This window comes from Micromonospora sp. NPDC051141 (assembly GCF_044455765.1).
Classification (GTDB): domain Bacteria; phylum Actinomycetota; class Actinomycetes; order Mycobacteriales; family Micromonosporaceae; genus Micromonospora.
This window is the reverse complement of the sequence record NZ_JBITFD010000001.1, coordinates 27,467-41,161: the sequence shown is the minus strand read 5'-3', so window position 1 is coordinate 41,161 and position 13,695 is coordinate 27,467. Positions and strand designations below refer to the sequence as shown.

General features: G+C 73.2%; 11 protein-coding genes and 1 pseudogene. 5 read left to right on the top strand and 7 right to left on the bottom strand.

Annotation, left to right across the window (positions count from 1 at the left end; genetic code table 11):
* The first annotated feature begins 23 nt into the window (after positions 1-23).
* Both ACIA6B_RS00175 and ACIA6B_RS00170 read left to right on the top strand, forming a co-directional pair.
* The gene (locus ACIA6B_RS00175; RefSeq protein ID WP_396769445.1) at positions 24-1,730 is read left to right on the top strand and encodes an ABC transporter ATP-binding protein; all 1,707 of its coding nucleotides are present in this window, start codon (positions 24-26) and stop codon (positions 1,728-1,730) included.
* Entirely contained in the window at positions 1,727-3,475 is a 1,749-nt protein-coding gene (locus ACIA6B_RS00170; RefSeq protein ID WP_396769443.1) for an ABC transporter ATP-binding protein, read from the top strand. The genes ACIA6B_RS00175 and ACIA6B_RS00170 overlap by 4 nt, the downstream gene beginning before the upstream one ends.
* Positions 3,476-3,538: 63 nt before the next feature.
* Here ACIA6B_RS00170 and ACIA6B_RS00165 read toward each other — a convergent pair whose 3' ends face one another.
* The 7 genes from ACIA6B_RS00165 to ACIA6B_RS00135 all read right to left on the bottom strand — a co-directional run bounded on the left by ACIA6B_RS00165 (position 3,539) and on the right by ACIA6B_RS00135 (position 10,809).
* Positions 3,539-4,276: a DUF4142 domain-containing protein gene (locus ACIA6B_RS00165; protein WP_396769441.1), complete on the bottom strand. Its 738-nt coding sequence runs from the start codon at positions 4,274-4,276 to the stop codon at positions 3,539-3,541.
* 99 nt (positions 4,277-4,375) lie between these two features.
* On the bottom strand, positions 4,376-5,551 hold the full coding sequence (locus tag ACIA6B_RS00160) for an ROK family protein (RefSeq protein WP_396769439.1): 1,176 nt from the start codon (positions 5,549-5,551) through the stop codon (positions 4,376-4,378).
* Between the two features lie 30 nt (positions 5,552-5,581).
* Positions 5,582-6,841 (bottom strand): sugar ABC transporter permease, encoded by a 1,260-nt coding sequence (locus tag ACIA6B_RS00155; protein ID WP_396769437.1) that lies wholly within the window; start codon positions 6,839-6,841, stop codon positions 5,582-5,584.
* On the bottom strand, positions 6,838-7,656 hold the full coding sequence (locus ACIA6B_RS00150) for an ATP-binding cassette domain-containing protein (protein ID WP_107158841.1): 819 nt from the start codon (positions 7,654-7,656) through the stop codon (positions 6,838-6,840). Before ACIA6B_RS00150 ends, ACIA6B_RS00155 begins: the two co-directional genes overlap by 4 nt.
* A gap of 106 nt (positions 7,657-7,762) precedes the next feature.
* The gene (locus tag ACIA6B_RS00145) at positions 7,763-8,866 is read right to left on the bottom strand and encodes a sugar ABC transporter substrate-binding protein (RefSeq protein WP_396769435.1); all 1,104 of its coding nucleotides are present in this window, start codon (positions 8,864-8,866) and stop codon (positions 7,763-7,765) included.
* A 185-nt stretch (positions 8,867-9,051) separates the two neighbouring features.
* On the bottom strand, positions 9,052-9,531 hold the full coding sequence (gene ybaK / locus ACIA6B_RS00140; protein WP_396769433.1) for a Cys-tRNA(Pro) deacylase: 480 nt from the start codon (positions 9,529-9,531) through the stop codon (positions 9,052-9,054).
* A gap of 51 nt (positions 9,532-9,582) precedes the next feature.
* Positions 9,583-10,809 (bottom strand): methyltransferase domain-containing protein, encoded by a 1,227-nt coding sequence (locus ACIA6B_RS00135; RefSeq protein ID WP_396769431.1) that lies wholly within the window; start codon positions 10,807-10,809, stop codon positions 9,583-9,585.
* A gap of 256 nt (positions 10,810-11,065) precedes the next feature.
* Here ACIA6B_RS00135 and groES point away from each other — a divergent pair, with 256 nt between their 5' ends.
* The 3 genes and pseudogenes from groES to ACIA6B_RS00120 all read left to right on the top strand — a co-directional run.
* Entirely contained in the window at positions 11,066-11,380 is a 315-nt protein-coding gene (gene groES / locus ACIA6B_RS00130) for a co-chaperone GroES (protein WP_088998427.1), read from the top strand.
* Positions 11,381-11,450: 70 nt separating this feature from the next.
* The gene (groL, locus tag ACIA6B_RS00125; RefSeq protein WP_396769429.1) at positions 11,451-13,097 is read left to right on the top strand and encodes a chaperonin GroEL; all 1,647 of its coding nucleotides are present in this window, start codon (positions 11,451-11,453) and stop codon (positions 13,095-13,097) included.
* 148 nt (positions 13,098-13,245) lie between these two features.
* Positions 13,246-13,683: pseudogene (locus tag ACIA6B_RS00120) on the top strand (molybdopterin-binding oxidoreductase); the annotation flags it as partial.
* Positions 13,684-13,695 lie beyond the last annotated feature (12 nt).

Genomic DNA, 13,695 nt, shown 5'->3' with positions numbered 1-13,695 from the left:
CCGCCACCTAGCGTCGGTGGGTCATGCGCTTCTCACCAGCCGGCGACCCCGGCACCCCCGACGCGCGGTCCGCCACCCGTTACCTGGTGTGGCTCGCCGGGCGACATCCCGTGTACTTCGGCGGCGGCCTGACGCTCGGCGTGATCTGGATGTTGGCCCAGGCGCTGGTGCCGGCCGCGATCGGCCGGGCCGTGGAGGCCGGGCTCGCCCAGCGCGACCCGGACGCGCTGGTGCGCTGGAGCCTCGCCCTGCTCGGGCTGGGGCTGGTCCAGGCCGGCGCCGGCATCCTGCGGCACCGCTGCGCGGTGCACAACTGGCTCGGCGCCGCGTACCGCACGGTGCAGGTCACCGTGGACGCCACCAACCGGCTCGGCGCCGCGCTGCCGCGCCGGGTCGCCGCCGGCGAGGTGGTGAGCATCGGCACGTCCGACATCGAGCACATCGGCAGCGCGATCGACATCACCGCCCGGGGCGTCGGGTCGGTGGTCGGCATCGTCACCGTCGCCACCATCCTGCTCACCGCGTCGCTGCCGCTCGGGCTGGTGGTGGTGCTCGGCGTGCCGCTGCTGATGGCGCTCGTCGCGCTGCTGATCCGGCCGCTGCACCGGCAGCAGGCGGCGTACCGGGAGTCGACCGGCCGGCTCACCGCCCGCGCCGCGGACATCGTCTCCGGCCTGCGGGTGCTGCGCGGCGTGGGCGGGGAGCCGGTGCTGGCCGCCCGCTACCGGGACCGGTCGCAGGCGTTGCGCGCGGACGGCCTGCGGGTGGCCCGGGTGGAGTCGCTGCTCCAGGCCGCCCAGATCCTGCTGCCCGGGGTGTTCGTGGTGCTGGTGACCTGGCTCGGCGCCCGGTTCGCGTTGCGCGGCGAGATCAGCGCCGGTGAGTTGGTGTCCTTCTACGGCTACACCGCGTTCCTGGTCAGCCCGCTGCGCAACCTCACCGAGGCGGCCGACAAGCTCACCCGGGGGCACGTCGCGGCCCGCCGGGTGGTCCGGCTGCTGCGGCTCGCGCCGGAGTTCACCGACCCGGCCCAGCCGGTGCCGGTGCCATCCGGGCCGGGCGAGCTGGTGGACGCGCGCTCCGGGCTGGTGCTGCGGCCGGGCCGGCTCACCGCGCTGGCCGCCGCCGAACCGCAGGACGCGGCCGAGATCGCCGACCGTCTCGGCCGGTACGCCGACGGAGACGTGACGCTGCACGGCGTACCGCTGCGGGACGTGGCACTGGCGACGGTGCGGGAGCGGATCCTGGTGGCCGACAACGACGCGCAGCTGTTCAGCGGCGTGCTCCGCACGGAGCTGGACCCGCACGACCGGGCGGACCGCGCCACGGTCGAGGCGGCGCTGGCCGCGGCCGGCGCGACGGACATCGTCGAGGCGCTGCCCGGCGGCCTGGACGGCGCGGTCGCCGAGCGGGGCCGGGAGTTCTCCGGCGGGCAGCGGCAGCGCCTGCGGCTGGCCCGCGCGCTGGTCGCCGACCCGGAGACGCTGATCCTGGTCGAGCCCACCAGCGCGGTGGACGCGCACACCGAGGCGCGCGTCGCCGACCGGCTGGCCGCGGCCCGGTCCGGCCGCACCACGCTGGTCTGCACCACCAGCCCGCTGGTGCTCGGCCGCGCCGAGCACGTGGTCTTCGTGGAGGACGGCAAGGTCGTCGCCGAAGGCCGGCACGAGGAACTGCTCGCCGCCGAGCCCCGGTACGCGGCCACGGTGAGCCGGGAGGAGGACCGATGAGCAACGCGCTGCCCGTCGCCGACGCCGCGCGGGTCCGCCGGTACGTGCGGGAGCTGGTCCGCCGGCACCCGCGTGGCCTGGCCACCGTGCTCGGCCTGCACGCGCTCGCCGCGGCGGCCGGGCTGGTCACCCCGCGCCTGCTCGGCGACCTGGTCGAGGGCATCTCCCGGGGCGTGGCCGCCACCACCGTGGACCGGGTGGTGGCCGCCATCGCCGCGTTCGTGGTGGTGCAGTCGGTGCTGGTCCGGTTCGCGCACCTGGCCTCGGCCCGACTCGGCGAGCGGGTCCTCGCCGAGCTGCGTGAGGAGTTCGTCGACCGGGTGCTGGCGCTGCCGCTGGCCACTGTGGAGCGGGCCGGCACCGGTGACCTGCTCACCCGCACCTCCCGCGACGTGTCGGCACTGTCGCGGACGGTCCGGTTCGCCGGGCCGGAGACGCTGATCGCGGCCCTGACCGTGCTGCTGATCCTCGGCGCGCTGGTGCTGACCGGGCCGCTGCTGGCGCTGCCCAGCCTGCTCGCGGTGCCGGTGCTCTGGGCCGGCACCCGGTGGTACCTGCGCCGCGCGCCGGCCGGCTACCTGCGGGAGAACGCCGCCTACTCGGACATCACCGACGGGATCAGCGAGACGGTCGAGGGGGCGCGGACCACCGAGGCGTTGCGCCAGGCGGCCCGCCGCCGGGCCCGCGGCGACGCCGACATCCGCCGCTCGTACGCGGCCGAGCGGTACACGTTGTACCTACGCACCGTGTTCTGGCCGGTGGCCGAGTTCGGCTACCTGGTGCCGATGGTGGCCACGCTGCTGATCGGCGGCTGGTTCCACCTGAAGGGCTGGGCCAGCCTGGGCCAGGTCACCGCCGCCACGCTCTACGCCCAGCAGCTCACCGACCCGATCGAACGGCTGCTCGGCTGGCTGGACGAGTTCCAGGTGGGCGGCGCCTCGCTGGCCCGGCTGCTCGGCGTGGCCACCGAGCCGGACGAGCGCTCCCCGACGCCCGCCGCGCCGCGCCGGCCGACCACCGAGGGGCGGCTCGCCGCGCACGAGGTCCGGTACGCGTACCGCGCCGGCCACGACGTGCTGCACGGCGTGACGCTGGTGCCCCGACCGGGGGAGCGGCTGGCCATGGTGGGCCCGTCCGGGGCGGGCAAGTCCACGCTGGGTCGGCTGCTGGCCGGCGTGCACACCCCGTCGGCCGGTGCGGTGACCGTCGACGGTCGACCCCTCGCCGAACTGCCCCTGGACGAGCTGCGCACCCATGTCGCGCTGGTCAGCCAGGAGCACCACGTGTTCATCGGCACGCTCGCCGACAACGTGGCGATGGTCCGGCCGGCCGCCGACCGGGCGGCGGTGCGCGCCGCGCTGGCCGCGGTCGACGCGCTGGACTGGGCGGAGGCGCTGCCGGCGGGGCTGGAGACGACAGTGGGGGCCGGCGGGCATCCGCTCACCCCGGCCCAGTCGCAGCAGCTCGCGCTGGCCCGGCTGGTGCTCGCCGACCCGCACACGCTGGTGCTGGACGAGGCCACCTCGCTGATCGACCCGCGGGCCGCCCGCGCGCTGGAGCGGTCGCTGGCCGCGGTGCTGCACGGACGGACCGTGATCGCCATCGCGCACCGGCTGTTCTCCGCGCACGACGCGGACCGGGTGGCGGTGGTGTCCGACGGGCGGATCACCGAGCTGGGCTCGCACGACGAACTGGTCGCCGCGAACGGCTCCTACGCCGCCCTCTGGCGCTCCTGGCACGGCTGAGGTGCAAGGCGGGGCCCCTTCCTGACGCCTGGCGGATAGGAAGGGGCCCCGCCTAACGGACCGTCAGGCCCGACGCATCAGCCGCCAGGTCGTGTATCCGCCGGTGCCCAGCGCGAGCAGGAAGACCGCCCACACGATCCCGGTGCCCACCTGGAGCCCGCCGCCGCTGGACGCGTTGGCCTGGGCGGCGGCGACCAGCGAGTCGCTCTGCGCGGCCGGCATCGCGGGCGGCGGCAACTGCTGCCAGCGGACCAGCCCGGTGCTCTCCAGCATGGTCATGTGGTCGTTGACGAACGTGTTGGCGTCCTCGGCGAGCTTGCGCACGACCGGGTCCTTGGTGCTCGCCCGCACCGCGCCGATCACCGGGAAGATGTTGCCGTGGGCGACCCGGAGCCGGGTGACGAAGATCTGGTCGAACTGCGCGCCGCTGGCGTTCTGCATCTCGGTCAGCCAACCCTTCTGCTGGGTCGTCGGGTCCGTCGGCAGCACCGCCCCCAGCTTGTTCGCCGCCTCGACCACCAGTTGGTCCAGGACGCCGTGCTGGCGGGCGATCTCCGCGCCGACCTCCCGTACCCGGGGGGACTGGCCCTTCTCGGCGGCCATCGTGCCGGCCGGCATCTCCCAGAGCCCGGCCAGTCGGACGCCGTTGAGCAGCGTCATGTCCGCGGCGTTCATCTGCACCCCGGGGTTGGGGGCGGCCAGCGCCGCGCCGGGAAGAACGCCGATCCCCGCGCCGATCGCGACGAGCAGCAGGGTCACCCGGTGCGCCAGCCGGCGACGTGCGGATTCCAGCGATGCCATGGTTGCGGTGCCTCCTCGGTCCGGACCGGTACGCGGGGTCGCGGGACGGCCGAGCCCACCGGCCGCCCGTCCGCACGTTGGTACGGATCACCGGGCCGATCAGTTCAGCGGGTCGGCCAGGAGGCGTTCGAAGGCCAGCTCGGCGGCGCCGACCAGGGCCGCGTCGTCGCCGAGTTCCGGGGTACGCAGCCGCACGTGCTCCAGGCAGGCGGGCAACCCGTTGCGGTTGAGCCGGCTGCGCACCTGGGCGGCGGCGGCCAGGTAGAGGTCACGCATGGTGCCGCCGAAGATGACCATCTCCGGGTTGAAGATGTTGACCAGGTTGGCCACGCCGAAGCCGAGCCAGTCGCCGGCCTGCCGTACCGCGCTCTGCGCGCGGGCGTCCCCGCGGTCGGCCGCGTCGAACACGCTCAGCAGCGCGTCCCGGCCGCGCGCCTCGGCCCGGCCGGCGGCCCGCAGCAGCCCGTGCTCGCCGATCTCGGTCTCCCAGCAGCCGTACCGGCCGCAGTCGCAGCGCGCCCCGTCGCGGACCACCACCATGTGGCCGACCTCGCCGCCGTAGCCGCCGTGCCCGGTCAGCCGCCGGCCACCGGCGATGATGCCGGCGCCCACGCCGACGTCGCCGTACAGGTAGAGGACGTTGTCGCAGCCGGTGGCCGCGCCGCGGGCGTGCTCGGCGAACGCGGCCACGTCGGCCACGTTGCCCACCGTGATGGGCACGTCGATGCCCAGCTCGGCGGCGAGCGCCGCGCCGATCGGCTCGTCCACCCAGCCGGTGGTGGGGCTGAGCCGTACCAGGCCGTCGTCGCGGCGCACCATGCCGCAGACCGCCACGCCGGCGCCGACGCAGAACGAGCCGGCCGGCACCGCCTGGTGCATCTCCTTGACGGCGCCGGCCAGCAGCGGGGCGGCCTCGCCGGCGACCAGGTTGCGCGGCCGGTCCAGCTCCCGGCGGTCGAGCACCTCACCGCCGAGGCCGACCCGCGCGGCCCGCAGCCGGTCCACCTCGACGCTGTACGCGTACGCGTAGACCCGTCCCGACTCGGGCCGGACGACGAGTGACGGTCGTCCGGCCCGGCCGGTTTCCTTCGGCGTCCCCTCGCTGACCAGACCGGCGCCGGCCAGGTCGGCGGTCAGCGCGCCGATGGTGCTGCGGTTGAGCCCGAGCGCGGTGGTCAGCTCCGCGCGCGTGGTGGCCCCGTGCACGTGCACGTAGCGGAGCAATGCGCCCAGGTTCTGCCGTCGGATCTCGTCCTGACTGGGACCCGCGCGCATTGCCACTGCCATGGTGTGTCCGTACCCGGGTCAGCGCGTGCCGGTGGCGGCGGCCCGCCGCCTCGACAGCGCGTCGATGGTCGCCGCGGCGAGCAGCACCACGCCGGTGACCACGAACTTGACGCCCGAGCTGTATCCCATCAGTCCCATACCGTTGTCGATCACCGCGACCACCGCGCCGCCGAGCACGGCGTCGAGGACCCGGCCCTTGCCGCCGAAGAGGCTGGTGCCGCCGATCACCGCCGCGCCGACGGCGTACAGCAGCACGTTACTGCCACCGGTGTTGGGGTCGACCGAGTTGGCCCGGCTGGCCGCCACGATGCCGCCGATGGCGGCCATCCCGGAGCAGATGACGAAGACCGAGATGCGGATCTTGTCCACGTTGATGCCGGCCCGGCGGGCCGCCTCGGCATTGCCGCCGACCGCGTAGATGTGCCGGCCGTAGCTGGTGCGCTGGAGCACGAACGTCCAGATGACCAGCAGCAGCGCGATGATCGGCACCACGATCGGCACGCCCTTGAGCGAGACCACCAGCACGTTGCGGCTGCGCTCCAGGTTCAGCACGTAGACCGCGACGCCGAGCACCACGGCGAGCCCGCCGATCCGCGCGGCCACCACCGCGATCGGGTCGGTGAGCAGGCCCCGGGCGGACCGGTTGCGGTGCCGCAGGAGCTGCACGGCCGCGTACCCGGCGATGGCCAGCGCGGCCAGCGCCCAGCCCAGCACCGGGGAGATGTTGCGGTTGGCGATCGCCACCAGCACGTCGTCGCGGACCGCGATGTTCGCGCCCTCGTCCATCAGCGTCAGCACGACGCCCTGGAACGCCAGGAAGCCGGCGAGCGTCACCACGAAGGACGGGATGCCGACCTTCGCGACCAGCAGGCCGAGCACGACACCGATCACCACGCCGGTGACGACGGCAGCCAGCACCGCCACGTACCAGGGGTAGCCGAGCACGGTGACGGTGTTGGCCAGGATCGCCGCGCAGACGCCGCTGGCGAACCCGGCGGAGAGGTCGATCTCGCCGAGCAGCAGCACGAAGACCAGACCCATCGCGATCAGCGTGACCGCGGCGCCCTGGGTGAACAGGTTGGCGAGGTTGCCGGCCGTGAAGAACGACGGGCGGGCGATCGAGAAGCCCACCGCAAGCACGACCAGCATGACCACGGCGGGCAGCGCGCCGATGTCGCCGCCGCGTACCCGGCGCCAGTAGTTGTTCACGTGGCTGCCCACGGTCGGCGCCGGGGCGACGCCGGCCGGGCCTTCCTTCTTCACGACGGTGGCGGTCATCGGACGGCTCCTGGGGTGGTGTCGGCGGGCGCGGCGCCGGTGCCGTTGCTGCCCGGTTCGCCGGCGAGGCCGAGGCCGCCGGAGCGGCCGGCGGTGATCAGCTCGACCACCTGCGAGTGGGTGATGTCGGTGGTCTTCACCTGGGCGACCATCTGGCCGAGGTAGAGCGCCGCGATCCGGTCGGAGACGGCGAAGACGTCGTTCATGTTGTGCGAGATGAGCACCACGGCCAGGCCGTTGTCGGCCAGCCGGCGGACCAGCTCCAGCACCTGGGCGGTCTGCGCGACGCCGAGCGCGGCGGTCGGCTCGTCCAGGATGACCAGCCTGCTGTTCCAGAGCACCGCCTTGGCGATGGCCACCGTCTGCCGCTGGCCGCCGGAGAGGCTGGACACGTGCTGGCGCAGCGACTTCACGGTGCGGACGCTGAGGCCGGCGAGCGTCTCGGCGGCCATCTGCTCCATGGTCGGCTCGTCGAGCACGATGCCGCTGCGCTTCTCCCGGCCGAGGAACATGTTCTGCACGATGTCGAGGTTGTCGCAGAGCGCCAGGTCCTGGTAGACGACCTCGATCCCGAGCGCGGCGGCGTCCCGGGGGCTGCTGATGCTCACCGGTCGGCCGTCGAAGAGGAACTCGCCGGCGTCGGTGGGGTAGATGCCGCTGATGCACTTGACCAGGGTCGACTTGCCGGCGCCGTTGTCGCCGACCAGCGCGGTCACCTCGCCGGGGTGCGCGGCGAAGGCGACGTCACGCAGCACCTGGACGGGACCGAAGCTCTTGTCGATCCCGCGTAGCTCCAGCAGGGGGGTTGCGGACACGGGGGTCTCCTTTGGGCGGAGGGAGGTCTCGGATCCCGTCCGGCGTGGACGCCGCCCGGCGCGGGAGTGGTCCCGTGCCGGGCGGCGCCGCCTGAGGCGGGGTGGGTCAGCTCACGCCGGCGTCGGTGCAGAGCTTGGCGAACGCACCGGTGCAGAGCTCGTCCTTGGTGATGTAGCCGTCGGCCACGACGTCCTTGACGCTGTCCTTGTAGATGGCCTTCGGCTCCAGCAGCACGGCCGGCACGTCCCGGTTGCCCTCCGGGTCCTTGACGGTCTGGCCGGTGTCCTTCGTCTCGCCCTTGGCGAGCGCGATGGCCAGCTCGGAGGCGGCGTCCGCCTCCTTCTTGACCGCCTTGTAGACGGTCATGCACTGGTCACCGGCGAGGATGTTCTGCAGACCCTCCTTGGTGGCGTCCTGACCGGTCACCGGGACCTTGCCGTTGAGCTTGTTCTTCTTCAGCACCGAGATGGCCGCGTTGCCGAGACCGTCGTTGGCGGCGAGCACGCCGTCGATCTTGCCGCCGGCCTTGGTCAGCTGCTGCTCGAAGATCGTGGCGGCCTGCGCGTTGTCCCAGGCCGGCACCGAGTCGTCGGCGACCTTGGTGTACTCCTTCGAGTCGAACTTCGGCTTGAGCACCGAGTCGTACCCGTTCTTGAACAGGGTGGCGTTGTTGTCGGTCGGCGAGCCGTTGAGGTACGCGATCGACGGGTTCTTGGCGCCCTTGTCGGTCAGGCACTTGCTCAGGCCCTCGCCCTGGAGCTTGCCGACGGCCTCGTTGTCGAAGCTGACGTAGTACTGGGCGGAGCCGCCCAGGGTCAGCCGGTCGTAGTCGATCGTGGCGACGCCCTGCGACTTGGCCTTGTCGAGCACGGCCTTGCCGGTGCCGGAGTCCAGGTTGACGATCATCAGCACGTTCACGCCGTTGGTGATCATCTGGTCGGCGATGGTCTGGAACGCGGTCTTGTCGTTCTGCGCGTTCTGGATGTCGGACTCGACGCCCGCCGCGTCGAACGCCGCCTTGAGGAACTTGCGGTCCGCGCCCTCCCAGCGGGCGGAGGACTTGCTGTCCGGCAGGATCACGCCGATCTTCGGCTTCTTGTCGTTCGAACCGCCGGCCTTGTCGGAGGAATCGCCGCTGTCTCCACAGGCGGCCATGCTGCCGGCCGCGAGGAGACCGACGGCCGCGAAGGTGAGGAAGCCCTTGCGCATGTGCACGGGTCCTTTCGGGGGTGGGGGAGTTGTTGACGGTGTTTTGTTGTGTCCGGCAACGTATTCCGCGCTTCCCGCGCTCCGCAAGAGTGCCGAGGTCAGAAGTTTGTTGGCGGCGGTAACAATTCAGCAACGCGGTTGTCACCCCACGGACACCGGCTGCGGAAACGCTCCCACCGTCCGGTTCAGTCGGCCGCGATCGGCGCGGTCACGGCGCCGGTCAGCGCCACCAGGTCGCCCGGCGCGAGCTGCACCTGGAGGCCGCGGCGACCGGCCGAGACGTACACCGTGGGGTGTGCCAGCGCGGACGCGTCGACCACGGTCGGCAGCGCCCGGCGCTGCCCCAGCGGGCTGATCCCGCCCCGCACGTAACCGGTCGCCCGCTCGGCCACCGCCCGGTCGGCCAGCGCGGCCCGCTTGCCGCCGACCGCCACGGCGAGGGCCTTCAGGTCCAGTTCCCCGGTCACCGGCACCACCGCCACGGCCAGCAGGCCGTCGACGTCGGTGACCAGCGACTTGAACACCCGCTCCGGTGGCACCCCGAGGGCGTCGGCGACCAGCGCGCCGTAGTTCGGCGCGTCCGGCGACACGGCGTACGGGTGGGTGGTGTGCGCGATCTTCCGCCTGGTCAGCAACACGATCGCCGGAGTGCCCCGTCCCGCCATGACCGTCAAGCTAACCCGACCGCCGCCGGTCGGCGAGCCGGAACGGGCCGCTCAGCCGGCGGGCGGGCGGCCGATCAGCACGGTGGGCGCGCCGGCCACCCGGGTCAGCACCAGGCTGGCCGCCTCTTCGCCGGCCAGGCGCAGGTCACGGCGCAGCTTCTCCGGCTCCAGCGCCGAGCCCCGCTTCAGGATCTCCACCCGGCCGACCCGGCGCTCCCGCAGCAGGGCGCGCAGCCGCTTCAGCGAGAACGGCAGCACGTCGGTGATCTCCAGGCAGCGGGCGAACGGGGTGGGGTGTGCCGTGTCCGCGTACAGGTAGGCGATCGACGGGTCGGCGAGCGTGGCGTCCAGGTCGGCGGCCAGTTCCGCGACCAGGTGCGCGCGTACCACCGCCGGGTCGGGGTCGTACAGGAACCGCCGCACCGCGCCCACGGTCGCCTCGTCCGCGCCGGTGCCGGTGAGGTGGTGAGAGGGGGCCCCGTCTCTACCGGAGGCGTGAGGAGGGGGCCCTTCCTTCTCCCGGAGCAGGGTGGCGCGGCGGGGGACGCCGGCCAGCGGGCCGCACCAGAGGGCGGCCTCCACCAGGTCGCCGTCGACGCTCACCCACTCCGCCTCGGCGCCGGCCGGGATCAGCGCGTGGTCCAGGCCGGGCGCCACCTTGACCACGGTGCGCGGCACGCGTGCGGCCAGCCCGGTGACGAAGTCCCACGGCGGCGAGTAGGCGTTCGGGTCGAAGATGCGCCGCCCGGTGCCGGCCTGCCGCCGCGCCGGGTCGCAGAACGCCCCGTCGACCCGGGTCACGTCGAACGCGGTGGCGTCGCCGCACTCCACCGTGACCAGTCCGGCCAGCCCGGCGGCCTCGGCGTTCGCGGCGGCCATGGCGGCGGTGACCGGGTCGGCCTCCACCGCGTACACCCGGATGCCGGCGCGGGCCGCGGCGAGCGCGTCGGCGCCCAGCCCGCACCCGAGGTCGGCGAGCGTGGTCACGCCCGCGGCGCGCAGCCGGGCGGCCCGCCGGTCGGCGACCGCCCGGCGGGTGGCCTGCTCCAGCCCGGGGCGGGTGAGGAACATCCGGGCCGCCGCCGCGCCGAACTTGCCGACCGCCCGGCGGCGCAGCTCCGCCTGGGTCAGCGCCGCCGCCGCGAGCCCGCCCGGGATCCCGGCCGAGCGCAGCGCGGCGGCCGCCGCCAGCGGGTCGCCGCCGGCCACCCGCTCCGCCGCGGCGAGCGCGGCCGACCCCTCGGGGGTACGCAGCGCGGTGAGCTGGTCGAGATCCATCCGCTCATTCTCCCGACCCGCTCCGGAGGCGACACGACGGGCGACGCGCTGGCACTCTCCTTGACGGAGTGCTAGCCGAGGAATAACCTGCGATTAGCACTCTCACCCCGAGGGTGCCAACCTCCGGGCCCTGGTGTCCGGTGGTTGAACGCCAGGCGGACCGGCACCCGCGACGACGGCCCCGCCCGGTGGCATGTGGCAGATTGACGCTGGTCGGCACGCCGACCGGTAACGACACCAAGTACCCCAGGAGGGTATGCCCGTGACTACCGCGACCAAGGTTGCGATCAAGCCGCTCGAGGACCGCATCGTGGTGCAGGCGAACGAGGCCGAGACCACCACCGCCTCGGGCATCGTGATCCCCGACACCGCCAAGGAGAAGCCGCAGGAGGGCACCGTCCTCGCTGTCGGCCCGGGCCGGATCGACGACAAGGGCAACCGCGTGCCGGTCGACGTGAAGGTCGGCGACACCGTCCTCTACTCGAAGTACGGCGGCACCGAGGTCAAGTACGCCGGCGAGGAGTACCTGGTGCTCTCCGCCCGCGACGTCCTCGCGGTCATCGAGAAGTAAGCAACCGATCAGTGTCGTTGCCCCGGTCCGGCTCGCCGGGCCGGGGCAACGTCGCTTCGAAGGGATACTGATGGCAAAGATCCTGAGCTTCTCGGATGACGCCCGGCACCTGCTCGAGCACGGTGTCAACGCCCTCGCGAACGCGGTCAAGGTCACCCTCGGCCCGCGCGGGCGCAACGTCGTCCTGGACAAGAAGTTCGGTGCGCCCACGATCACCAACGACGGCGTGACCATCGCCAAGGAGATCGAGCTCACCAACCCGTACGAGAACCTCGGTGCGCAGCTGGTCAAGGAGGTGGCGACCAAGACCAACGACGTCGCCGGCGACGGGACCACCACCGCCACCGTGCTGGCCCAGGCCATGGTCCGGGAGGGCCTGCGCAACGTGGCCGCCGGCACCAACCCGACCGGCCTGAAGCGGGGCATCGACGCGGCGGCCGCCAAGGTCTCCGAGGCGCTGCTCGGCAAGGCCGTCGAGGTCGCCAGCAAGGAGTCGATCGCCCACGTCGCGACCATCTCCGCGCAGGACGCCACGATCGGCGAGCTGATCGCCGAGGCGATGGAGCGGGTCGGCCGCGACGGTGTGATCACCGTCGAGGAGGGTTCCGCGCTCACCACCGAGCTGGAGGTGACCGAGGGTCTCCAGTTCGACAAGGGCTTCATCTCGCCGAACTTCGTCACCGACGTGGAGGGGCAGGAGGCGGTCCTGGAGGACCCGTACATCCTGATCACCACGCAGAAGATCTCGGCCATCGAGGAGCTGCTGCCGCTGCTGGAGAAGGTCCTCCAGAACAGCAAGCCGCTGCTCATCATCGCCGAGGACGTCGAGGGTCAGGCGCTGTCCACGCTGGTGGTCAACGCCATCCGCAAGACCGTCAAGGTCTGCGCGGTGAAGGCCCCCGGCTTCGGTGACCGTCGCAAGGCGATGCTCCAGGACATGGCGATCCTGACCGGCGCCGAGCTGGTCGCCCCGGAGCTGGGCTACAAGCTCGACCAGGTCGGCCTGGAGGTGCTCGGCACCGCCCGGCGTGTCGTGGTCGACAAGGAGAACACCACCGTCGTCGACGGCGGCGGCCAGTCCGCCGAGGTCGCCGACCGGGTCGCCCAGATCCGCAAGGAGATCGAGGCCTCGGACTCCGAGTGGGACCGGGAGAAGCTGGCCGAGCGGCTGGCGAAGCTCTCCGGCGGCATCGCGGTGATCAAGGTCGGCGCGGCCACCGAGGTCGAGATGAAGGAGCGCAAGCACCGCATCGAGGACGCCATCGCCGCGACCAAGGCCGCGGTCGAGGAGGGTACGGTCCCGGGCGGCGGCGCCGCGCTGGCCCAGATCCTGCCGGTGCTCGACGACGACCTGGGCTTCACCGGTGACGAGAAGGTCGGCGTCTCGATCGTGCGCAAGGCGCTCGTCGAGCCGCTGCGCTGGATCGCCCAGAACGCCGGCCACGACGGTTACGTGGTGGTGCAGAAGGTCGTCGGTCAGGAGTGGGGCAACGGCCTCGACGCCGCCACCGGCGAGTACGTCGACCTGGCCAAGTCCGGCATCCTCGACCCGGTGAAGGTGACCCGGAACGCGGTCTCCAACGCCGCGTCGATCGCCGGCCTGCTGCTCACGACCGAGGGTCTGGTCGTGGAGAAGCCGGCCGAGGCGGAGCCGGCCGCCGCCGGTGGGCACGGCCACGGCCATGGCCACGGCCACCAGCACGGCCCGGGTTTCTGACCCGAGGAGTACGCCCGACGTCAGGGCACACCGCCGGCTCGGCGGTGTGCCCTGACGCCTGTTCGGGCCGTGGCCGGCGCGGCCGTATCGCTTACGGAACGCTGACGGAATTGGCGGCCGGCCCGACCGGTCGACCAGACTGGGCCGGGTGAGCACGATCTCCCGCCGCCACGCGGCAGTGTCCGGTGTCGTCGCCGCCGTGGTGGCGCTCGGCGTCGCCGAGCCGGTGGCCGTCCTGACCGGTCCCCGGTCCGCCCCGCTGATCGCTGTCGGCGGTCTCGTGGTCGACCTGATGCCCGAGCCGCTCAAGCAGTTCGCCATCGACGTCTTCGGCACGTACGACAAGATCGCCCTGCTGATCGGGACGGCGCTGCTGCTGGCGGGTTTCGCGGCGTTGCTCGGCCTGGCGGCGGCCCGACGGCTGGTGGTCGGCCTGGCCGGCATCGCCGCGTTCGCCGTGCTCGGTGTCGTCGCCGCGCTGACCCGGGCCGGCGCGGACGCGTTCGACGCGCTGCCCGCCCTGGTCGGCGGCGTGCTCGGCGCGCTCACGCTCTGGGCCTTCGTGGCCGGCCCGCTGCGACCGGACCGCGCCGAGGCC